We start from the raw sequence: 21,880 nt of genomic DNA on the forward strand, positions 1-21,880 counted from the left end.
GAGCCCAGATTACCAGATTGTTGCAGCGCAGCGAAGGTCTGTAAGCGCTGCAACTTCGCCAAAATTATAACTATAGAATCGGAAGCTCTTTTAGCTGGTCACGGTCATGTATAAAAACGCCATTCCCCCCACTCACATCAAAGAAGCCAACACCAGTGGCTATCGCAGCCGAGACCACGTCACTGTATGCTTCAGCATTGATTGACCAAGCAAACGCCATGTAAATGCCGTTCTCTGCAATAGAGTAGTCAGTGATGAATGCTTCATTGAGCTTCGGCTCTAGGCTTGGGGCCCGCTTTCGTACGCCGAAAATCCTTTCCCAGAACCTTAAGGCTCCACCATCATTCTTCGAGTGTATCTCCGGTTGATAGGCGTTGGGTCCGTTCATTGGAGGGTAGTGGCGGCTAAGTCGGTCAAAGAACGCGCTCAGATTTCCCGTTGTGCCCTCTGTGGAATTATAATCGCGGGGCTCTTCCCACTTCGTAAGCTGTTTGTACCAAATAATAAACTGGTCACGGTCTCGGGGCGCAATATTGGGATCGAACACAAAAAGATCATAGCTCAACTGACATAGTCCTCAGCTTCTAAAGTATTTAGTACAATCCACATTCATAGCATGCTAGCAGCGCAACGGCCACTAAATCTAACGGCGGCTTCGTCCCGCATAGCTGTCGTCCGACAGGACAAGGCCCTCGCAGATTTCCGCGACCCCCCGGTTGCTTCGAGGGGCCAGTTTCACGGCGCGGTTTCCCGTCCTCTGCAACACATCCGGCAAGGGGCTTGCGCCTTGAGGGGGCTATCCTTTTCGCGGTCGGCCCCACCCTGGCAGGGGCGTGACACCCTGCCGGGGTGGGGCGCAGTCTTGCTGTTCTTCGCGCCGGACCTCGGTTTTCTGGGCTATCTGCTGGTGCCGAAGGTTGGCGCCATAGTCTACAATGCCTTGCACATCCATGGTTTCGGCGCGCTCTTCATCACCTTCGGCCTGATCCTCCCCGCGCCGCGTCTCCCCGCGCTGGGGGCGCTCTGGCTGGCGCATGCGGGCGCCGACCGCATGCTGGGCTATGGGCTAAAATCCGCCGAGGGGGTCGAGATCACGCATCTCGGACCGATCGGGAAATCGCGCCGAGGCCCGAGGGGTCTGGATCAGAACCCCAGCTTTTCCAGCCGCCAGGCGACCTTGCGATGGAGCGCGGGGGGCAGGATGTCGCGCAGCATCTCGCGCCGGGCGACCTGCCGGTCGCGCAGGTCCACCGTGTCGGGGCGGGGCCGGAACAGCGTGGTATGGGACTTGCGCGTGCTGTCCCAGGTGGCGGTGTAGTAATAGAGCGCGATCGACATCCGCGGCTCGCCTGCCGGGTGGTTCACCGGCTCGGGGTTGCCATGCCAGCTTGTCGAACTGGTCGAGAAGATGCACATGCGGTTGAAGATCGGCTCGAAGGCGGCGACTTGGGCCGACATGTCATCGTTCCAGACCTCGAAGGAGCCGCCGTAGTCCTTCTTCCAGTCCTTGTTCAGATAGATCAGCAGGTTGACCCGGCGTTCCAGGTTCAGCGCGGCGTGGTGGTTGAAATCGGCGTGGATATCCAGATGGCCGCCATTGGCCACCATATGCACGCCACCGCCGGCGAAATAGGGATCGGGGATCAGCCCTTTGATGCCGGTCAGCTCCTCCAGAAAGGCCAGCACCGGGCGCGAGTTCAGCGCATAGAACAGCCGCCGGGTATAGGGCGGCAGCCGTTCGGGCAGATAGCTGGTCTTCAGCTTTTCCTGCGGCCGGTCAAAGCTGGTCTCGGCGGCGGGCAGGGTGCTCAGCTCCTCGCGCACGCGATCCAGGATCTCGGGCGGCAGGAAATTGTCGTAGCCGCCATAATGGAAGGGCTGCCGCGACTGATAGGTCTCGGCCAGCGGCTGGGCGGCGGCCCGGGCGATGGCGGTCTTCAGCAGCAGCGTCTCGGGGTCGAGGGCGAGGACCGGTTCGGACATGGGAATACCTCTCGTTGAAATCGTAACGTCGGACCGGGCGGGCCGGGGATGGGCAAGTCTGTCGGGGGAGGCCGCTAAAATTCAATCTTTTTCACGAGAGCGCCGTTTTCCATGGGGAAATTGGCTGGCCTGCCGCAACAATGCCGCGGGGTGGGGGGAATTGTCGGCTGCACCCGCCTCTTGCCCTCGGCCGTCCCGGAGCCTACGAAGCAGCCATGAAACTTCTTTATCTCGGTGACGTGATGGGCCGCGCGGGCCGCACGGCGATATCTGAGCACCTTCCGCGCCTGCGCCGCGACTGGCGGCTCGATTTCGTGATCGTCAATGGCGAGAACGCCTCGAACGGCATGGGGCTGAGCGGCGAGCATGCCAAGCTGATCTTCGACGCCGGCGCCGATTGCGTGACGCTGGGCGATCATGCCTTCGACCAGAAGGACATGATGCAGGCGATCGAGCAGGACAGCCGCATCGTCCGCCCGCTCAACTTCGCCAAGGCGGCGCCGGGGCGCGGCTATCGGCTGTTCAATGCGCCCGGCGGCCGCAAGGTGCTGGTGACGCAGGTTCTGGGCCAGGTGTTCATGAAGCGCGCCTTCGACGATCCCTTCTCGGCGCTTGAGCCGGTGCTGAAATCGCATCCGCTGGGCGGTCTGGCGCAGGCGGTGGTTGTCGATATCCATTGCGAGGCGACCTCGGAGAAGATGGCGGTGGGCCATTTCTGCGATGGGCGCGCCAGCCTGGTGGTCGGCACCCATACCCATGTGCCCACCGGCGACGCGCAGATTCTGCCGGGCGGCACCGCCTTTCAGACCGATGCCGGCATGTGCGGCGATTACAATTCGGTCATCGGCATGGACAAGGCCGAGCCGATGCGCCGCTTCATCACCGGCATGGCGAAATCGCGCTTCACCCCCGCCTTGGGCGAGGCGACGCTGTCCGGCGTCTATGTCGAGACCGACGACCGCACCGGGCTGGCCAAGCGGGTCAGGATGATCCGTCAGGGCGGCCGGCTGGAGCAGGCGGCCCCCTGAGCCGTCGCGACCCAAAGCCGCATCCGGATGCACCCTCGTATTTCCGGGGGGCTCCGGGGCAGGAACCGCTTGCTCCGAAAGGGGCAATCGGGGAAACTGGGCGCCGGTCCCGGGCGGCCAGATTTATCGAGGCCTTTGAACCAAAAACATGCAGCTTTTCCAATTGACTGAAACGGGCAGCGCCATTCTCACGCTGGTCATCGTCGCAGGCATGTTCCTGATGTTCCTGCGCGAAAGCTATCCGACCGAAGTTGTGGCGCTGGCCGGCGTTTCGGTCATGTTGATCTCCGGGGTGCTTCCCTATGATGCGGCGCTCAAAGTGCTGTCGAACCCGGCACCCTGGACCATCGCGGCGATGTTCATCATCATGGGGGCGCTGGTCCGCACCGGCGCGCTCGACGCCTTCACCAATCAGGCGCGCGCCCAGGCGCAGACCCGGCCGAAGATCGCCGTCGCCCTGCTGATGGGCTTTGTGGTGCTGGCCTCGGCGGTGGTGTCGAATACGCCGGTGGTGGTGGTGATGATCCCGGTGTTCATCCAGATCGCCCGCACGCTCGATATCGCGCCCAGCAAGCTTTTGATCCCGCTGAGTTATGCCGCGATCCTTGGCGGCACGCTGACGCTGATCGGCACCTCGACCAACCTGTTGGTGGATGGCGTCGCGCGCAGCGCCGGGTTGCAGCCCTTCTCGATCTTCGAGGTCACGCCGCTGGGTCTGGTGCTGGTCGCCTATGGGATGCTCTATCTGCGCTTTTTCGGGCCGCGCCTGCTGCCCGACCGGATCAGCATGGCCAGCCTGCTGAGCGACAAGTCGCGGATGAAATTTTTCACCGAGGCGGTCATCCCGCCGGAAAGCAACCTGATCGGCCGCGAGGTTCTGGGGGTTCAGCTGTTCCAGCGCGAGGGCGTGCGGCTGATCGACGTGATCCGCGGCGACAGATCGCTGCGGCGCGATCTGCAGGGGGTGACGCTGCAGGTCGGCGACCGGGTGGTTCTGCGCACCCGGATGACCGAACTCCTCAGCCTGCAACGCAACAAGGAACTGAAGCGGGTCGACCAGATTTCCGCGGTGGAGACCTCGACGGTCGAGGTGCTGATCTCGCCCGGCTGCAAGATGGTCGGGCGCAGCCTGGGGGCGATGCGGCTGCGCCGTCGCTATGGCGTCTATGTGCTGGCGGCGCACCGGCGCAACCAGAACATCGGCCGGCAGCTTGACGATCTGGTGGTACGGGTGGGGGACACCCTGCTGCTCGAAGGGGCGCCCGGCGATATCCAGCGCCTGGCCACCGATATGGAGATGGTCGATGTCTCGCACCCCTCGGCGCGAGCCTTCCGGCGCGGCCATGCGCCGATCGCCATCGGCGCGCTGATCGGGATCGTGGCGCTTGCCGCCTTCGGGGTCGCCCCGATCCTGTTCCTGTCGGTGCTGGCGGTGGCCACCGTGCTGCTGACCCGCTGCATCGACGCGGATGAGGCGTTTTCCTTCGTCGACGGGCGGCTCCTGGCCCTGATCTTCTCGATGCTGGCGATCGGTGCGGCGCTGGAGCATTCCGGCGCCGTCCGCCTGGTGGTCGAGGCGGTATCGCCGGCCTTGCGCATGCTGCCGCCTTTCATGGTGGTCTGGGCGATCTATCTGCTGACCTCGATCCTGACCGAACTGGTGTCGAACAATGCTGTGGCCGTCGTGGTCACCCCCATCGCCATCGGGCTGGCCCATGCGATGCAGGTGGACCCGCGCCCTCTGGTGGTGGCGGTGATGATCGCGGCCTCGGCCTCTTTCGCCACGCCGATCGGCTATCAGACCAATATGCTGGTCTACGGGCCCGGCGGGTACAAGTTCACCGACTTTATGCGCGTCGGCATCCCGCTGAACCTGTCGGTGGGGGTGCTGGCCTCGGTCCTGATCCCGCTGCTCTGGCCATTGTGAGGCGGCTGGGGGGATTTTCCCCTGCGACATGGGGGCCGGTCCGGTAATCTGATCGCCGTGCTCTGGGGGGAGATCGCCGAAGATGACACGCCATGATCTGAAGATCGCCGGGCTGATCGCCGTGGTGGTGATCGTTCTGGGGCTGGCGCTGGGCTATGGCGTGGGGCTGCTGGTCGGTGGCGGGCGCGCCTTGCCCGGTGCCCCGGCCGGGGGCCCGGCGGCCTTCACCGCACCCGAGGCCCAGCGGCTGGTCAATCCCGACGGCGGCAGCCTGCCGGGATATCGTGATGTCTATGTCAACGATTATGCCGGGCTGCTGGACGCGGAGGCCGTCACGCGCATCCGTGACGATCTGATCGAACTTTACGACCGAACCGGCATCGAAATGACCGTGCTGACGATCCCAAGCCTCGGGGATTATGAGCATGATGGGGCGATCGAACCCTTCGCCACCGCGCTGTTCAACGCCTGGGGCATCGGCAATGCCGCGCGCAACGATGGGGTTCTGGTGCTGGTGGCGCGCGACGACCGGGTCATGCGGATCGAGATCGGCGCCGGTTACGCCGCCTCCTGGGACGGGCGGATGCAGCGGGTGATCGACACGGGTTTTCTGCCCTATTTTCGCGACGGGCTCTATCAGCAGGGGATCGTGACCGGGGTGGGCGAGATCATCCGCACCCTCACCGGGCATTTCCCCGGCACCTATGACGACAGCACGCTCCGCCAGGGTTGGGGCTGGATCCTCTGGCAGCTCTCCGCTCTGGGCGGCTGGCTCTGGGCGGTGATTGCGGTGCCTCTGGCCGGGGCGGGCCTAGGGCTGCGGCGCTATCTGCGGCTGCGCCCTCGGCCCTGTCCGGCCTGCGGCCAGATGATGCGCCGCCTGGGAGAGGTGGCCGACGACGCCCATCTCGACGGCGGTCAGCGGCTGGAGGAATTCCTCCAGTCGGTCGATTACGATGTCTGGCTCTGCGACGGCTGCGGCCATATGGATATCCGCCGCTATCGCAACTGGTTTTCAAGCTATGGCGCCTGCCCGACGTGCCAGTATCACACGCTGAGCACCACGACCGAGGTGCTTGTGGCCGCCACCAAGAGCAGCACCGGGCGGAAGCGGCTGACCTATGATTGCAAGAACTGCGGCTATCACGACACCGAGCTTCGCACGATCCCGAAGGTGACCGAGTCCTCCTCCGGCTCCGGCCGGTCGTCTTTCGGCGGCGGATCCTCCTCGGGCGGCGGGGCGAGCGGGAGCTGGTAGAGGGGGATGACATGAGCCGTCACCCGACCACAGCCGTGCGCCGGCTCGGCATGATCGCGGCGGCGGCGGTCTTTGCCCTGAACCTTGCCTATGTGGTGGTCCTGACCCTCGGTTTTCTGTCGCTTTCCACGCCCGAGGAGCCGATCGGCGATCCGTGGTTCCGGGTGCTGGAGCTTCTCATCCTCGCCCTGATGCCCTTCATGCTGGCCCTGACGGTCGCCATCCATGCCGCCGCGCCCGCAGGGACCAAGGCGCTGAGCCTGCTCTCGGTGATCTTCATGAGCCTGACCACGGCCCTGACGATGAGTGTTCATTTCTCGATTCTCACCCTCAGCCTGACACCCGCCTTTGCGGCGGAACCTTGGGCTGTTCGTCTTTTCTCGTTTCAATGGCCCTCGCTGGCCTATGCCATCGACATCTTGGCATGGGATCTATTCTTCGCCCTGTCGGTTCTCTGTGCGGCGCCCGCCTTCGGCGGGGGCGGAGACGCGCGGCTGATCCGCGGTCTGCTGATCCTCAGCGGTGTTCTGGCGCTCGCCGGGCTCAGTGGAGTTGTCGCCGGTGACATGGGGCTGCGCAATATCGGCATCCTCGGCTATGCCGGTGTCTTTCCGGTCGCGGCGGCCTTGCTGGTTCGATGGTTCCGGCCTGGGGCGGCGGGGTAACCGCAGCGGTGCGCGATTCGCGGTTTCGTCCGGGCCATTCCGTCCGCGTTGGGGCAGGCAAGGGCCGGGGCCGGGATCAGAACGGCCAGAAGATCAGCAGGGCCGGGATCGACACCGCGATCACCAATAGTTCGAGAGGCAGCCCCATGCGCCAGTAATCCCCGAAGCGATAGCCGCCGGGGCCAAGGATCAACGTGTTGTTCTTGTGCCCGATCGGCGTGAGAAAGGCGGAGGAGGCGGCGACCGCGACCGCCATCAGGAAGGGATCGGGCGAAACGCCCAGCGTCTGCGCCATCTGGATGCCCACCGGGGCCGCGACGATCGTGGTGGCGGTATTGTTCAGCACATCCGACAGCGTCATCGTCACCACCATCAGCACGGTCAGCACCGCCCAGGCCGGCCAGCCCCGCGTCAGCGTCACCAGCCCGTCGGCGATCAGCTTGGTGCCGCCCGAACTGTCGAGCGCGGCGCCGAGCGGGATCATCGACCCCAGCAGCACCACCACCGGCCATTCGACGTGATCGTAAAGCTCGCGCAGCGGCAGGATGCCGGTCAGCGCGTAGCCCATCACCACGATACCGAGGGCGACAGGCAGATAGATCAGCCCGACGCTCGCCGCCAGAACCGCCACCGAGAAAAGGCCGATCGCCAGCCAGACCTTTTCATTGGCCGTCACGCTGAGCCCGCGTTCTGCCAGGGTCAGGCAGCCCAGCCAGTCGGTGACATCCGGCCCCCGGTCGCGCGGGCAAAGCAGCAGCAGGATATCCCCGGGGCGCACCGGGGTCTTGCGCACCTCGCGGGTGATCCGCTCGCCACTGCGGGAAATCCCCATCAACACGGTGTTCTGCCGGCGGGCGAGACCGATGCCCTGCGCCGACTTGCCGGCGATGCGGGCCGCTTCGGGCACCACCACTTCGATCAGATCCAGCCCTTCGCCCGCCGCCGTCAGCTTTTCCTGCCGGTCGGCGTCGGAGAAGGCGAGGTTCAGCGCGGCGCGGAATTCGTCCAGCGCCTCGGGCACCGCCTCCAGCACCAGCGTGTCGCCGGCCTCGAGCAGCGCGCTTGCCGCCCGGCCATAGCGGCGCTGGCCGCCGCGGATCAGCCCCAGGATCGCCACATCGGTCTTTTCGCCAGTCTCGTCCAGCTCGCCCAGGCGCTTGCCGATCTGGGGCGAGCCCTCGGGCACCGTCAGCTCGGCGATATAGGGGGCCAGTTCGGCCGGGCCGCTGACCGAAGCGCCGCGGTCGGGGATCAGCCGCCAGCCCAGCGTCGCCACGAAGATCAGCCCTGCCAGCGCCGCGATACCGCCGACCGGGGCGAAATCGAACATGTGATAGGAGCTGCCAAGCGTCTGTTCGCGAATGGTGGCGATGACGATATTGGGCGGCGTGCCGATCAGCGTGACCATGCCGCCGAGAATGGTGGCGAAGCTCAAGGGCATCAGGGTGTAGGAGGCCGCGCGGCCGGCCTTGCGGGCGGTCTGGATATCGACCGGCATCAGCAGGGCCAGCGCCGCCACATTGTTCATGAAGGCCGAAAGCAGCGCGCCGATGCCGCCCATCAGGGCGATATGGGTGCCAAGCCCGCGCCGCGCGTCGACCAAGGTGCGGGTGATCAGATAGACCGCCCCCGACCGGGTCAGCCCGGCCGAGACGATCAGCACCAGCGCCACCACCAGCGTCGCCGGGTGGCCAAAGCCAGAGAAGGCGGCCTCGGTCGGCACCACGCCCAGCACCACCGCCGTCAGCAGCGCCGAGAAGGCGATGATGTCATAGCGGATGCGGCCCCAGAGCAGCAACGCGAAGACCAGGGCGAAGATCACGAAGAGAAGGAGCTGATCGGTGCTCATTGTGCAAGCTTAGCGGCTGGGCGGCTCAGGGCAACTGTCAGGGTTGTGATCGGCGGAAACCCCGTGTTTTGCGGGGCGGGTTGATCAGGGGTGGGGCAAGCGGCTATATGACCGCCAATCCAGAAATCAGGACGAGGACGCACCCAACATGGCCGGGCATTCCAAATGGGCCAATATTCAGCATCGCAAGGGCCGCCAGGACGCGGTTCGCGCGAAGCTCTTCTCGAAATTCTCCAAGGAGATCACCGTCGCCGCCAAGATGGGCGACCCCGATCCCGACAAGAACCCGCGGCTGCGGCTTGCCATCAAGGAAGCCAAGAGCCAATCGATGCCCAAGGACAACATCGAACGCGCGATCAAGAAGGCCACCGGTGGCGAGGGCGACGATTACGAAGAAATCCGCTATGAGGGCTATGGCCCGAACGGCGTGGCGGTGATCGTCGAGGCGATGACCGACAACCGCAACCGCACCGCGTCGAACGTGCGGTCGACCTTCACCAAGAACGGCGGCAACCTGGGTGAAACCGGTTCGGTCGGCTTCATGTTCGAACGCAAGGGCGAGATTACCTATCCCGCTTCGGTGGGCGACGTCGACGCGGTGATGGAAGCCGCCATCGAGGCCGGCGCCGAGGATGTGGAAAGCTCGGACGAAGAACATGTGATCTGGTGCGCCGATACCGATCTGGCCGAGGTCTCCGCCGCGCTCGAGGCGACGCTGGGCGAAAGCGAGAGCACCAAGCTGGTGTGGAAGCCGACCACCACCACCGAGATGGACCTCGAGAGCATGCAGAAGCTGATGAAGCTGGTCGATGCGCTGGAAGACGACGATGACGTGCAGCGCGTCACCACCAACTTCGAAGCCTCGGACGAGGTGATGTCGCAGCTCTGATCGCCGCGTCTGCCCAAGACATCTTAGAAACGCCCGGCCGATCAGCCGGGCGTTTGCCGTTTCAGGGGCGCCGCGCGCCGCGCTTCGGCAGAGAGGACCGGGTCAGAGCAATTGCCCGCCCGAGACCTCGATCCGCTGCCCGGTCATCCACTGCAGATCGCCGGTCAGCAGGGCGGTCATCGCGCCGCCGATGTCATCCGGCACCCCGGCCCGGCCCATCGCCGTCATCTGGGCGATATGGCGGTTGGCCTCGGGGTTGTCGCGCACCGTGCCGCCGGCGAAATCGGTCTCGATTGCCCCGGGGGCGATGGCGTTCACCGCGACGCCACGCGGGCCGAGTTCACGGGCGAGATAGCGGGTCAGAACCTCGATCCCGCCCTTCATCGCCGCATAGGCGGCGAAGCCCGGCAGAGCGAAGCGGGCCAACCCCGACGAGACGTTCAGAATGCGCCCGCCATCGGTGATCATTGGCAGCAGAAGCTGGGTCAGGAAGAAGGGGCCGCGCAGGTGGATCGACATCATTTGGTCGAAATCGTCCTGGGTGGTCTCGGCGAAGGGCTTGTTGATGCCGGTGCCTGCGTTGTTGATCAGCACGTCGAAATCGCGCCGTCCCCAGGTCGTTTGCAGGCAGCCCGCCAGCCGGTCGGCGAAATCCGCGAAACCATCGGTGTCACGGGTGTCTAGCCTCAGGGCCACGGCGGTGCCGCCCGCCGCGGCGATCTCGGCCAGAACGGCGTCGGCGGCCTCGGCATTGCTGTTGTAGGTCAGCACAATGCCCAGGCCGGCGCGGGCCAGGTGAAGGGCGGCATTGCGGCCGAGCCCGCGGCTGCCGCCGGTGATGAGGGCGATCTTACCGGTCATGGGGGAAACTCCGTCTCAGTGGTTCGATGCGGTCAATCTGGCAGCGGATCGCGATCCCCGCCTGCCTCATCCTCCGCCAGTCTTGCCCGATCCTCCGAAGCTCTGGCGCGGCGCGGGACGTGCGCCTATTGTCGGGGCCAGAAACGATGGAATTTCTGCACTCCCCCGAGGTTTCCAAGATGTCCAATCCTCCGCCTGATCCCGCCCTGGCTGCGCAGGTGATCGGTTTCGCGGACCGGCATGGCGCCGATCATCGCAGCTTTCCCACCGGGGTGGAGGGGCTGACGCTGGTGCGCACGCGGGCGCCGACGGTGCTGGTGGCGCAGGCCTATCACCCGCTGGTCTGTCTGGTGTTGCAGGGGCGCAAGGAAAGCTATCTGGGCCGCGAGCGGGTCGAATTCGCCGCCGGCAGTGCGGTGATCATCAGCCTCGATCTGCCGACCCGGGCGCGGGTGGTCGAGGCCTCGCCGCTCAGGCCTTATGTGGCTTTGGCGCTGGCGCTCGATCTCGATCTGGTGCGCCGCCTGGCGATGGAACTGGGGCCGGTGCCCGAGGCGGCGGAACCGCCGGCGCGCGCCATCGAACCGGGCCCGGTGGATGCGGCGCTGGTGGATGCGATGCGCCGGCTCTTCGCGCTGGTCGAGGCGCCGCAGGATCGGCCGGTGCTAGAGCCGATGATCGTGCGGGAGATCCACTATCGCCTGCTGGTCGCATCGCATGGCGGCATGTTGCGGCGGCTGGCGCAGCGCGACAGCCATGCCAGCCGCATCCATCGGGTGCTGGCCTGGATCCGGGGCGATTGCTCTGCCGCCTTCACGGTTGCCGAATTGGCGGCCTTGGCGGGGATGAGCCCGTCAAGCTTTCACGACCATTTCCGCGCGGTGACCAACACCACGCCCGTGCAGTACATCAAGGACATGCGGCTGCTGGAGGCGCGTCAGCGGCTGCGCAGTGGCGGTGATCCGGTTTCGAGCGTGGCCTTTGCGGTCGGCTATGAAAGCCCGACCCAGTTCAGCCGGGAATACGCCCGCAAGTTCGGGGTGCCGCCGCGCGCCGACCGCGACGCGGCCTGAGGTCAGTCGAAGAAACTGGCGATCTCCGCCAGCGGTTTCTTGATCTTGGCGACGGCCGGCACCGTGGCCTTGGCCGCGGGATGTCCCACGGCGATGATCATCGTGGGTTTTTCCGAGGCCGGCCGCCCCAGCGCAGCGTTGAGGAATTTCATCGGGTTGGGCGTATGGGTCAGCGTGGCGAGGCCGGCGGTATGGAGCGCCGCCAGCAGGAAGCCAGTGGCGATATTGACGCTTTCGGGAACGTAATAGTTCTTGTAGCGGCTGCCGTCCTCGAACTCTCCCCAGCGTTGGGCGAAGACGACGATCAGCCAGGGGGCGATGGTCAGATGCGGTTTTTCCGCCGTGGTGCCGATCGGCTCCAGCGCGCGGATCCACTCGTCGCCGGCACCACCGGCGTAAAAGTGGCGCTCCTCCTCCTCGGCCTCGTCGCGGATGCGGGCCTTGAGCGCCGGATCGGCCACGGCGGCGAAATGCCAGGGCTGGTGGTTGGCCCCCGAGGGGGCGGTGCCGGCGGTGCGGAGGCAGCTTTCGATGATCGCGCGCGGCACCGGCCGGTCGGAATAGTCGCGCACCGTGTGGCGGCGGCGCATCTGGTCGTAAAAGGCCTCTGCCGCCATCAACATCTCTTCGTCCTTCATCCGGGCGCGGTCCGGCAGCGGGATCGCGTCGTACCTGAGGCTGTCTTTCGAAATCATTCCTGTCCTCCCTTGTTCTTTGCCGGCGGGATCAGCGCCGCGCCGGCGGCGGTGCGCACCGCGCGGGTCAGTGGGCACAGCGCCGGGGCCATCACCCGGCTGACCTGCCAGCTGAGCCCCACGTCGAGCGGCCGGTCGGGCAAGACTGGCACAAGACGGCCCTGGCGCAAGTGCTCTTCCACCAGAGGTGCCGGGTTCATCCCCCAGCCGAGCCCGGCCAGCGCCGCATCGACGAAGGCGGTGGTCGAGGGCAGATAATGCGCCGGCGGGCTCAGGCGGCGGTGGGTGACGGCCTCGATCCATTGGCGTTGCAGCCGGTCCTTGGCGTTGAAGATCATGCAGGGCGCGCGCGCCAGCGCCTCCGCCGTGACCCCGGTCTTGAACCAGCGGGCCATGAAGGCGGGGCTGGCGGTGGCGAGATAGCGCAGCGATCCGAGCGGATGGGCATCGCAGCCCGTCACCGGTTGGTCATGCGCTGAAACCGCTGCGCTGACGGCGCCGCGCTTGAGCCAGTCGGCGCTGTGGTCCTGATCGTCGATCACCAGGTCGAACAGCAGATCGGGAACCGCGGCCATTGCCGGCACGAACCAGGTGGCGAGGCTGTCGGCATTGACGGCGAGCTTCAGTCGCGCCGCCCCGGGCCGGGGATCGAGCGCCAGATCGCGCGACAGCTGCGCCTCGAGAAGCCCGACATCCTCGGCATGTTTGGCGATCCGTGCACCCGTCGGCGTGGTGGTGCAGGGGCTGCCGCGCTGAACCAATGCGGCGCCCACCCGGTCCTCAAGCGCCTTGATCCGTTGCGACACCGCCGAGGGGGTGACGCCCAGATCGGCAGCGGCACCGTCAAAGCTGCCCTGCCGCAGCACGGCGGCGAGAGCGGCGAGCTGGGGGGCATCGAACCGCATTAGAGTTCCTAATCTGAAGTAAGTATCTTTAACTGGATTAAGTTCGGTGAGGCCTCTAGTCAAATCCTGACTGAAGGAGAGACAGCCGATGCCATCCGCCATCCTGCCGGGCTTTGCCCTAGGGCTCAGCCTGATCGTTGCCATCGGGGCGCAGAACGCCTTTGTCCTGCGTCAGGGGCTGCGGCGCGACCATGTCCTGGCGGTGGTGCTGACCTGTGCGCTGTCGGACGCGGTGCTGATCGCGGCCGGCGTCTCGGGAATGGGGACGCTTGCCGCACTGGTGCCCTGGTTCGAACCGGCGATGCGCTATGGCGGGGCCGCCTTCCTGATCGCCTATGGCGCGCGCAACCTGTTGGCAGCAGCGCGTGGCGGGGCGGCGATGCAGGCGGCGGGGCAGGCGGGGCAGGGGCGCGCGGCGGCGCTGCTGACCTGCCTGGCGCTGACCTGGCTCAACCCGCATGTCTATCTCGATACCGTGGTGCTGATCGGCTCGGTCTCGGCGCAATATGATGATCGGCTGGGATTTGCCCTGGGCGCGATGGCGGCGAGCTTTGCCTTTTTCTTCACCCTGGGGTTCGGCGCGCGGCTGATCGCCCCCTGGCTGGCACGGCCCGGTGCCTGGCGGCTGCTGGATGCCGGTCTGGCCCTGGTGATGTGGGCTGTCGCCCTGCGACTAATTGTCATGTGAAGTCTTGTCTGGCCTCACGAATGGGTGTTCAACCTCAGGCATGACACAGCCTAAAGTCGCTCCTTCGCCGGCCCATCCGCTGGCCGGTGTCCTCTGGATGCTTGCCGCCGGTCTGAGCTTTGTGGTCATGACCGCGTTGGTCAAATCGCTGGGGCACCGCATCCCGGCGCAGCAGGCGGCCTTTCTGCGCTATGTCATGGGGCTGGTCTTCGTGCTGCCGATGCTGCGGCCGATCCTTGAGACCCGCTTCACCGCGCGGCGGATCGGGCTTTTCGCCCTGCGCGGCATGTTGCATGCCGCCGGCGTGATGCTGTGGTTCTTCGCGATGACACGGATCCCGCTGGCCGAGCTGACGGCGCTGAACTATTTGTCGCCGATCTTCGTGACCATCGGTGCGGCGCTGTTTCTGGGCGAGCATCTGGCGATCCGGCGGATCGCGGCGATCAGCGTGGCGCTGATCGGTGCCGTGGTGATCCTGCGCCCCGGGTTCCGCGAACTTGAGCCGGGGCATATCGCGATGCTGGTGGCGGCGACGATCTTCAGCTTCTCCTACCTGCTGGCCAAGGTGTTGGCGGATGAGGTGAGCCCGGTGGTGGTGGTGTCGATGCTGTCGGTCTGGGTGGCGATCGGGTTGACGCCCTTCGCCATAGCGGTCTGGGTGCGCCCGACGCCTTATGAGCTGGCGATGCTGTTCGGTGTTGCCTGTTTCGCCACCGCGGGCCATCTGATGATGACGTTTGCGCTGCGCGCGGCGCCGCTGACGGTGACCCAGCCGGTGACGTTCCTGCAATTGGTCTGGGCAACGCTGATGGGATATCTGCTGTTTCACGAAAGCGTCGACATGTGGGTATTGATCGGCGCCGGGCTGATCCTTGGGGCGATCAGCTTTATCACCTGGCGCGAAGCCGTGGTGCGCCGGCGCGGCATCACCCCGCCATCTCCTGCCACCAAGGTCTGACCTGCCAATCTGGCAAGGCCGGGCTGCACTCCTGGCCGGGCCTTCTTGATTGACGGGTCAGTCGGTAAGCCTTAGCCTCGGTCGGCCAAGTCAGAAAGGGTGAACCCGTGCCGAAGCTGGGAATGGAACCGATCCGCCGCGAGGCGCTGGTGCGTGCCACCATCGCCGAATTGGGGGCCGCCGGGACGCTGGATGTGACCGTCAGCCAGATTGCCCGTCGTGCCGGGGTCTCCAGCGCGCTGGCGCACCACTATTTCGGCGGCAAGGATCAGATCTTTCTGGCCGCGATGCGCCGGATTCTCACCGATTTCGGTGCCGAGGTGCGACGCGAATTGCGGGTGGCTCGACCGCAGGCACGCGCCAAGGCGATCGTGCGGGCCTGCTTCGCCGGGTCAAGCTTCACCCCCGAGGCGGTCGGGGCTTGGATGTGCTTTTACGTCATGGCCCAGACCAATGCCCAGGCGCTCAGGCTCTGGCAGATTTATCATCTGCGGCTGCGGTCGAACCTGATTCATGCCCTGCGCCCGGTCTGTTCGGCGCCCGAGGCGGCCGCCGATACGCTGGGGGCGCTGATCGACGGTCTGTATATCCGCGCCGCGCTCGATCCCGGGCTCAGCCCGGCGCAGGCGGAGCGCCAGGCGCTGACCGTGCTTGAGACGCTGTGCCGGGGCAAGCAGGCCTGAGGCCTAAAGGTCGGACGCGGGCTTGATCGGTGTCAATGTCATGGACTTTGCCGATCCATAGGGTATAGCGACACCGACTGTTGGAAGGAGCGAACAGATGACCCATACGCCGCACGAGCTGGCCGAGGAATTCCCCGAACAAGCCGATAAGATCGCCGAACTGAAGCAAAGCGATCCGCATTTCGCCAAGTTGGTGGAAGAATATCACGAGGTGAACCGCGCCGTGCACCGCGCCGAGACTAATGTCGAGCCGGTGGAAGAGCTGGCCGAGGTCGAGATGCGCAAGCAGCGCGCCGCGCTCAAGGACGAGATCTGGAACATGCTCTCGGCCTGATCTGCCCCGATGCAGTGAATTGACAAAGCGCGCGGCCTTGGGGTCGCGCGTTTTTCTTTGGCAGCTCCGCTCTGGGCGGGCCTACCTCACCTCATAGGGCAGCACGCCGCGGCGGTTGGCGTCGATGCTGAGCCGGCGTTCCAGCGGCGGGACCGAGCGTTGGTGGCAGGTCTTGCGTTCGCAGATCCGGCAGGAAATCCCGATCGGTTCGAAGGCATTGGCGTTGTTCACGTCGAGTTTGTCGGCATAGACCAGCGCGTCGGCATGGCGCAGCTCGCACCCCAGCGCGATGGCATAGCGGCGCACTGGCGCGCCGAAGCTGCCGCCCGGTTTGGATACGTCGCGAGCGAGGTTGATATAGCGCACCCCATCCGGCGTTTCGGCCAGTTGCAGCAAAAATCGGCTTGGCGTCTCGAACGCCCGATGCACGTTCCACAGGGGGCAGGCGCCGCCGAAGCGGGCGAATTGCAGCCGGGTGGCGCTGTGCCGCTTGGTGATGGTGCCGGCCTGATCGACCCGGGCGAAGAAGAAGGGAATGCCCTTGGCGCCGGGGCGTTGCAGGGTGGAAAGCCGATGCGCCACCTGTTCGATCGAGGCACCGAAGCGGGCGCCCAGAAGCTCCAGATCGTGGCGGGTTTCCTGCGCGGCGTTCAGGAAGGCGCCATAGGGCATCAGCGCGGCGCCGGCGAAATAATTGGCAAGGCCGATCTTGGCGATGGCGCGGGCCTCCTCGCTGCGGAAGCGGGCGAAATCCAATGTCGCCTCCAGCAGCTTGTCCTGCTGGAGCAGCGCCAGTTGCAGCAGCATCTGGAACGCCTGGGTCTGCGGCGCGGCGCGGGTCGACAGGGTCAGTACGCGGGTCTCGGCGTCATAGTCGCGCATCGGCCCGATATCGGCCAGATCGACCCGCACGCCGATCCCTTCGAGCGCCGCCATCGCGGTGTCGCGCATATGGCCGGGGCCGCGGCCCTGCTGGGCGAAATTCTCGGCCGCGCGGTCCACCGCGTCGATGTAGTTGTCGCAATAGTGGAAGAAATCGCGCACCTCTTCCCAGGGGCTGGCCTCGATCCGCGCGTCCTCGCGCCCCAGCGCCTCGTCCAGCGAGGCCAGGCGTTCATGCGTCTGCCGATAGCTGCGGTGCAGCGCCAGAAACGCCCGGGCCAGCGCCGGCGCATTCGAGGCGGTCAGCCGCAGATCGGCCAGCGGCGGGGCGACATCGGCAAAGACCGGGTCGGCCAGCGCCTCGCGCATGTCGCTGACCAGCCGTTCGCTGTCGCCGGTGGACAGCTCGGTGACATCCAGCCCGAATTCCTGCGCCAGCGCCAGCACCACCGTGGTGCTGACCGGGCGGTTGTTGTTCTCCATCTGGTTCAGATAGGGCAGGGAGACGCCGAGCTTGCCGGCGAAATCCTTCTGGGTCAGGCCGAGCCTCGTGCGCATCTCGCGCAGTTTGGCGCCAGCATAGAGCTTTTGCGTGGCCATGGCGGCTCCCTGGGTGGGTCTTTGCGGCTTTGCTTTGTGCAGAGGATAGGTTTGCAAAGCGTCGAGGGCAAGCCCCGCCAGGGCGCCGGAAGCGCGCTTGCGCGGGTGTCAAAGCCGCAGTTGCCGTTCCCGCAGGATCACCAGAAGGATCGCGCCAATGCCGAGAACGGCGCAGATGAACATGATCATCAGCAATGGCCCGGCCCCGGTTTCCGGCGTCAGAAGCGCCCCGGCTAGCGCGCTCAGCCCGGCGCCGCCGGCCAGCATGGTGGCCCCGTTCAGGCCCGAGGCGGTGGCGGCCAGATGCGGGCGCACCGACAGCGCGCCGGCGGTGGCATTGGGCAGGACCATGCCGTTGCCCAGCCCCACCAGGGTCATGAAGCCGAAAAAGCTTTCCGCCGAGCCGGCACCGCTGGCCATCACCACCATCGACACGCCGATCCCGGTGGCGCAGATCACGCCGCCCCAAAGGATCATGGTGTTCAGCCCGACACGCACGGAAAAGCGACCGGAGAGGTAATTCCCCAGGAAATAGCCCACCGCCGGGGCGCCGAAATAGATGCCGAGGACCGAGGGTTCCAGCCCGTAAACCTCGGTTCCGACGAAGGGCGCGCCGCCCAGAAAGGCATAGAAACAGCCTGCCGAAAACGACGCCGCCAGCGTGAACCCCCAGAACCGGGGGGAGCGCAGCAACTCAGGATATTCGCGGAACTGTGCGACCAGGGTCTTGCCGCTCTTGTGAGAGGTTTCCCCGAAATCGACATAGGTCAGCACCAGCGTGGCCAGCCCCAGCACCGCCAGCAGCCAGAAATTCGCGGTCCAGCCGAACAGCCCGTCGAGAAAGCCGCCGGCGATCGGGCCCAGCATCGGAACCACCGCCATGCCCATGGTGACATAGCCGATCATGCTGGCCGCCTGATCGGAGGGATAGATGTCGCGCACCGCCGCGCGACCCAGCACCATGCCGACGACAACCACGGCTTGCCCCATGCGGAACAGCAGGAAGACCTCGGCGGTGGGGGAGAACAGGCAGCCGATGGTGGCGATCAGGAACAGCACCAGCCCCCAGAGGATCACCGGCCGCCGCCCGATGTTGTCGGCGATCGGGCCGATCAGGATCTGCACCACCGCGTTGATCCCGAGGTAGAGCGCCACCGAAAGCTGCATCAGCCGGTAATCGGTTTCGAAATAGGCGGTCATCCCCGGCAAGCTGGGCAGGAAGATGTTCATCGCCAGGGCCGAAAGACCCGACAGCAGGATCAGTGTCCCGATATGAGGCGGAGTGCGGGGCCCCGCCATGGGCGTGCCGGGCCCGGCGGGCTCCTGCAAATGCGCCATGGAGTGCCGTCTTGATTGTTCCTCGCCTGCGTCAGGCGATGATTATATCGTCGCCTAGCGCATCCACTGTCATGTCTAGGACAGTCAGCACATCGCCGCCACCAAAATCGAACACCACATCGGCGCCGATCTGGCTGGCGTGGCCGAGCACGGTATCGAGGTCGCCGAAGCCTTTCAGGCGGAGGCTGTCGAGATCGTCGGCGAAATCCTTGATCCGGTCGCGGTCGCCACCTGCGGCGAAGACGAAGCGGTCGGCGCCGCCGCCACCCAGCAGAGCATCATTGCCGCCCCCGCCGTCCAGCGTGTCGCGGCCGGAGCCACCCTTGAGGCTGTCGTTGCCGGAGCCGCCGCTGAGCACGTCCTTGCCGCTGTCTCCGAACAGCTTGTCCTTCCCGGCCTCGCCCTTGAGGCTGTCGTCGCCGCCGCCGCCCTTCAGCGTGTCGCTCCCGGTGCCGCCGCGCAGCAGATCATTGCCGCCATTGCCGCGCAGCACGTCGGTGCCGCCGCCTCCGGTGAGGGTGTTTCGCCCGTTGTTGCCGAGGATCAGATCGTCGCCATTGCCGCCGATGGCGTTCTCGATCCTGGTGCCGAAGGCGATCACCACGTCGTCGGTGGCATCAAAGCTGGAAAAGGCCCCCTGCTTGAGCGTCAGCACCACCTGGGTGCTGCGGTCGCTGGCGTCCAGCGTGTCGCGTCCGGCGGTGTCCCAGATCACATCCACCGTGTCGGTGCGCGGGCCGGTATAGCGGGTGTTGTCCGCGTTGTACCGCGCTGCGCCCCAGATGTCCTGCGCGGCGAAGACGTCGAACAGCATCATCGCGTCGCTGCGCAGGCCATTGTCCGGGTTGTCGGTATAGGACATCACCGTGAACTTGTTGGTGTCGTAGGCATCCGGCAGCACCGGATCGGAAAACGGGTGTTTCAGCCCCAGGGCGTGGCCCAGCTCGTGCAGCAGCAGATTGGCCTGATCGCTCAGGTCCAGGGCGTTGTCATAGACCACATAGCTATCGTAGCTGGTGATCTCCTTCGCCACCGGGTCATAGGAGGCGCTGTAGCCGCCATAACCCGTGGTGCTGCCGGACAGGGTGACCTTGCCCACGTTCATGTCGGGGTCGGCCGCGCCGCTGACTTCGATGAAGTCGACGTTCAGGAAGGTCTCGATATGCGCCAGCGCCGCCTCGAAGGCGGCTTTCTCGCCGGCGGTGAAGGCGGTCCAGCCAGTATAGGTCGAGCCGGTGGGGAGATCGTCGGGCTGGCTGTTGCCGGCGTATTGAAAGGTGATCACCTGACGCGCCGCACCGGTGGTGTTGATCGGGTTCATCTGGTTCAGCAGGGGAAACTGCATCCCGGCCAGAATATCGCTCTTGGAAATCATCTTGCGTCAAGCCCGGTGTGAACTGAGATTTTGTTGCGGAGAGATCTAACAGATCCTGCGTCTTTGCGCTAAGAAAAGCCGAATAGGAGGCAAAATTTGCGGATTTGCATGTTAGCTGATCGAAATTTTCAGGCATTTGCAAATTTGCGCAATTTCGCTTTGGTGTCCGGTCGGGCGGCTATATGGTCCGACGAAATCTTATAGGGGATCGCATCATGAAGGATATTCTTTCCGAGCTGGAAGACCGCCGTGCCGCCGCTCGGCTGGGCGGCGGGCAGAAGCGGATCGACGCGCAGCACGCGCGCGGCAAGCTGACCGCGCGCGAACGCATCGACCTGTTGCTGGACGACGGCAGCTTCGAAGAATTCGACATGTTCGTGTCGCACCGCTGCACCGATTTCGACATGCAGGAACAACGCCCCTATGGCGACGGCGTGGTCACCGGCTGGGGCACCATCAACGGCCGCATGGTCTATGTCTTCAGCCAGGACTTTACCGTCTTCGGCGGTTCGCTGTCGGAAACCCATGCGCAGAAGATCTGCAAGATCATGGATATGGCGGTGCAGAACGGCGCCCCGGTGATCGGCATCAACGATTCTGGCGGTGCCCGCATCCAGGAAGGCGTCGCCTCGCTCGCCGGCTATGCCGATGTGTTCCAGCGCAATATCATGGCCTCGGGCGTGGTGCCGCAGATCTCGGTCATCATGGGCCCCTGCGCCGGCGGCGCGGTCTATAGCCCGGCGATGACCGACTTCATCTTCATGGTGAAGGACACCTCCTATATGTTCGTGACCGGCCCCGATGTGGTGAAGACCGTCACCAACGAAGTCGTCACCGCCGAGGAGCTGGGCGGCGCCTCGACCCATACCAAGAAGTCCTCGGTCGCCGATGGCGCCTTCGAGAATGACGTCGAAGCGCTCAGCGAAATTCGCCGCCTGGTCGATTTCCTGCCGCTCAACAACCGCGAAAAGCCGCCGGTGCGCCCCTTCTTCGACGAGCCGGGCCGGGTGGAGATGAGCCTCGACACGCTGGTGCCGGAAAACGCCAATACCCCCTACGACATGAAGGAGCTGATCCTGAAGGTCGCGGACGAGGGCGATTTCTATGAAATCCAGGCCGATTACGCCAAGAACATCATCACCGGCTTCATCCGCCTGGAAGGCCAGACCGTGGGTGTGGTGGCCAACCAGCCGATGGTGCTGGCCGGCTGTCTCGACATCGACTCCAGCCGCAAGGCGGCGCGTTTCGTGCGCTTCTGCGACTGCTTCGAAATCCCGATCCTGACCTTCGTCGACGTGCCGGGCTTCCTGCCGGGGACCAGCCAGGAATACGGCGGCGTCATCAAGCACGGCGCCAAGCTGCTGTTCGCCTATGGTGAGGCCACCGTTCCGAAGGTCACCGTGATCACCCGCAAGGCCTATGGCGGCGCCTATGACGTTATGGCCTCGAAACACCTGCGCGGTGATTTCAACTATGCCTGGCCCACCGCCGAGATCGCGGTGATGGGGGCCAAGGGGGCGACCGAGATCCTCTATCGCTCGGAGCTGGGCGATGCCGAGAAGATCGCGGCGCGGACCAAGGATTATGAGGACCGCTTCGCCAACCCCTTCGTTGCGGCCGAACGCGGCTTCATCGACGAGGTGATCCAGCCCCGGTCGACCCGTCGCCGGGTGTCGCGCGCCTTTGCCTCGCTGCGCAACAAGAAGCTCAGCAACCCCTGGAAAAAGCACGACAACATCCCGCTCTAAGCGGCCGTCTTTTCCAATCGAAACCATTCCCGCCGGAGGCCCGGACATCGGCCTCCGGCGGGATATCCGCAAATCCGGAAACATCAGACATGACCCAATCGGGGACGACATTCCTGCTTTCAAAGCCCCGCGCCGGCCAGA

20 protein-coding genes and 1 pseudogene are annotated in these 21,880 nt (G+C 65.3%); 12 read left to right on the forward strand and 9 right to left on the reverse strand.

Annotated features, from left to right (window positions below; all coding sequences use genetic code 11):
- Positions 1-70: 70 nt before the first annotated feature.
- Positions 71-565, reverse strand: a complete 495-nt coding sequence (locus ACN0V4_RS14580; RefSeq protein WP_417677335.1) for a hypothetical protein — start codon at positions 563-565, stop codon at positions 71-73.
- Between the two features lie 51 nt (positions 566-616).
- Between ACN0V4_RS14580 and ACN0V4_RS14585 the strand changes: the two are divergent.
- Positions 617-1,051 (forward strand): annotated as a pseudogene (locus ACN0V4_RS14585) (DUF4260 family protein); the annotation flags it as partial.
- 92 nt (positions 1,052-1,143) lie between these two features.
- Here ACN0V4_RS14585 and ACN0V4_RS14590 read toward each other — a convergent pair.
- A complete protein-coding gene (locus ACN0V4_RS14590; RefSeq protein WP_417677337.1) occupies positions 1,144-1,983 on the reverse strand; it encodes a 2OG-Fe(II) oxygenase in 840 nt (279 codons plus the stop codon).
- Positions 1,984-2,198: 215 nt separating this feature from the next.
- On the opposite strand from ACN0V4_RS14590, the gene ACN0V4_RS14595 reads away from it, so the two are divergent.
- The 4 genes from ACN0V4_RS14595 (at position 2,199) to ACN0V4_RS14610 (ending at position 6,861) form a co-directional block, all read left to right on the forward strand.
- Positions 2,199-3,011, forward strand: coding sequence for a TIGR00282 family metallophosphoesterase (locus ACN0V4_RS14595; RefSeq protein ID WP_417677339.1), 813 nt, complete (start codon positions 2,199-2,201; stop codon positions 3,009-3,011).
- Positions 3,012-3,159: 148 nt separating this feature from the next.
- Positions 3,160-4,938, forward strand: coding sequence for an SLC13 family permease (locus tag ACN0V4_RS14600; RefSeq protein ID WP_417677341.1), 1,779 nt, complete (start codon positions 3,160-3,162; stop codon positions 4,936-4,938).
- Positions 4,939-5,020: 82 nt separating this feature from the next.
- Positions 5,021-6,196 carry a TPM domain-containing protein gene (locus ACN0V4_RS14605; protein ID WP_417677343.1) on the forward strand — a complete coding sequence of 392 codons (1,176 nt, stop codon included), beginning with the start codon at positions 5,021-5,023 and terminating at the stop codon, positions 6,194-6,196.
- A gap of 11 nt (positions 6,197-6,207) precedes the next feature.
- The gene (locus tag ACN0V4_RS14610; protein WP_417677345.1) at positions 6,208-6,861 is read left to right on the forward strand and encodes a hypothetical protein; all 654 of its coding nucleotides are present in this window, start codon (positions 6,208-6,210) and stop codon (positions 6,859-6,861) included.
- Positions 6,862-6,937: 76 nt separating this feature from the next.
- Here ACN0V4_RS14610 and ACN0V4_RS14615 read toward each other — a convergent pair whose 3' ends face one another.
- Positions 6,938-8,710, reverse strand: a complete 1,773-nt coding sequence (locus ACN0V4_RS14615) for an SLC13 family permease (protein WP_417677347.1) — start codon at positions 8,708-8,710, stop codon at positions 6,938-6,940.
- 148 nt (positions 8,711-8,858) lie between these two features.
- Here ACN0V4_RS14615 and ACN0V4_RS14620 point away from each other — a divergent pair, with 148 nt between their 5' ends.
- On the forward strand, positions 8,859-9,599 hold the full coding sequence (locus ACN0V4_RS14620) for a YebC/PmpR family DNA-binding transcriptional regulator (RefSeq protein ID WP_417677349.1): 741 nt from the start codon (positions 8,859-8,861) through the stop codon (positions 9,597-9,599).
- Positions 9,600-9,701: 102 nt separating this feature from the next.
- Here the strand turns inward: ACN0V4_RS14620 and ACN0V4_RS14625 are convergent, their stop codons facing one another.
- Entirely contained in the window at positions 9,702-10,460 is a 759-nt protein-coding gene (locus ACN0V4_RS14625; protein ID WP_417677351.1) for an SDR family NAD(P)-dependent oxidoreductase, read from the reverse strand.
- Positions 10,461-10,639: 179 nt separating this feature from the next.
- Between ACN0V4_RS14625 and ACN0V4_RS14630 the strand changes: the two genes are divergently transcribed.
- Positions 10,640-11,533 carry an AraC family transcriptional regulator N-terminal domain-containing protein gene (locus ACN0V4_RS14630; RefSeq protein WP_417677353.1) on the forward strand — a complete coding sequence of 298 codons (894 nt, stop codon included), beginning with the start codon at positions 10,640-10,642 and terminating at the stop codon, positions 11,531-11,533.
- 2 nt (positions 11,534-11,535) lie between these two features.
- Here the strand turns inward: ACN0V4_RS14630 and ACN0V4_RS14635 are convergent, their stop codons facing one another.
- Positions 11,536-12,228: a nitroreductase family protein gene (locus ACN0V4_RS14635; RefSeq protein ID WP_417677355.1), complete on the reverse strand. Its 693-nt coding sequence runs from the start codon at positions 12,226-12,228 to the stop codon at positions 11,536-11,538.
- Positions 12,225-13,133 (reverse strand): LysR family transcriptional regulator ArgP, encoded by a 909-nt coding sequence (locus ACN0V4_RS14640; protein WP_417677357.1) that lies wholly within the window; start codon positions 13,131-13,133, stop codon positions 12,225-12,227. The genes ACN0V4_RS14635 and ACN0V4_RS14640 overlap by 4 nt, the downstream gene beginning before the upstream one ends.
- 88 nt (positions 13,134-13,221) lie before the next feature.
- On the opposite strand from ACN0V4_RS14640, the gene ACN0V4_RS14645 reads away from it, so the two are divergent.
- The 4 genes from ACN0V4_RS14645 (at position 13,222) to ACN0V4_RS14660 (ending at position 15,796) form a co-directional block, all read left to right on the forward strand.
- Complete coding sequence (locus ACN0V4_RS14645; RefSeq protein ID WP_417677359.1) at positions 13,222-13,821, forward strand: LysE/ArgO family amino acid transporter; 600 nt, start codon at positions 13,222-13,224, stop codon at positions 13,819-13,821.
- 40 nt (positions 13,822-13,861) lie between these two features.
- Positions 13,862-14,779 carry a DMT family transporter gene (locus ACN0V4_RS14650; protein ID WP_417677361.1) on the forward strand — a complete coding sequence of 306 codons (918 nt, stop codon included), beginning with the start codon at positions 13,862-13,864 and terminating at the stop codon, positions 14,777-14,779.
- 107 nt (positions 14,780-14,886) lie between these two features.
- The gene (gene betI, locus ACN0V4_RS14655) at positions 14,887-15,462 is read left to right on the forward strand and encodes a choline-responsive transcriptional repressor BetI (protein WP_417677363.1); all 576 of its coding nucleotides are present in this window, start codon (positions 14,887-14,889) and stop codon (positions 15,460-15,462) included.
- A gap of 97 nt (positions 15,463-15,559) precedes the next feature.
- The gene (locus tag ACN0V4_RS14660; protein WP_417677364.1) at positions 15,560-15,796 is read left to right on the forward strand and encodes a YdcH family protein; all 237 of its coding nucleotides are present in this window, start codon (positions 15,560-15,562) and stop codon (positions 15,794-15,796) included.
- Positions 15,797-15,877: 81 nt separating this feature from the next.
- Here ACN0V4_RS14660 and ACN0V4_RS14665 read toward each other — a convergent pair whose 3' ends face one another.
- From ACN0V4_RS14665 to ACN0V4_RS14675, 3 genes are all read right to left on the reverse strand, one after another.
- Positions 15,878-17,278 carry a helix-turn-helix domain-containing protein gene (locus tag ACN0V4_RS14665; protein WP_417677366.1) on the reverse strand — a complete coding sequence of 467 codons (1,401 nt, stop codon included), beginning with the start codon at positions 17,276-17,278 and terminating at the stop codon, positions 15,878-15,880.
- A gap of 108 nt (positions 17,279-17,386) precedes the next feature.
- Positions 17,387-18,616, reverse strand: coding sequence for a multidrug effflux MFS transporter (locus tag ACN0V4_RS14670; protein ID WP_417677368.1), 1,230 nt, complete (start codon positions 18,614-18,616; stop codon positions 17,387-17,389).
- Between the two features lie 31 nt (positions 18,617-18,647).
- Positions 18,648-19,991, reverse strand: a complete 1,344-nt coding sequence (locus ACN0V4_RS14675; protein ID WP_417677370.1) for a M10 family metallopeptidase C-terminal domain-containing protein — start codon at positions 19,989-19,991, stop codon at positions 18,648-18,650.
- A gap of 215 nt (positions 19,992-20,206) precedes the next feature.
- Between ACN0V4_RS14675 and ACN0V4_RS14680 the strand changes: the two genes are divergently transcribed.
- Positions 20,207-21,739, forward strand: a complete 1,533-nt coding sequence (locus tag ACN0V4_RS14680) for an acyl-CoA carboxylase subunit beta (RefSeq protein WP_417677372.1) — start codon at positions 20,207-20,209, stop codon at positions 21,737-21,739.
- The last annotated feature ends 141 nt before the right edge of the window (positions 21,740-21,880 follow it).

Origin of the sequence: Pseudodonghicola sp., assembly GCF_048268305.1 — a bacterium.
Classification (GTDB): domain Bacteria; phylum Pseudomonadota; class Alphaproteobacteria; order Rhodobacterales; family Rhodobacteraceae; genus Pseudodonghicola.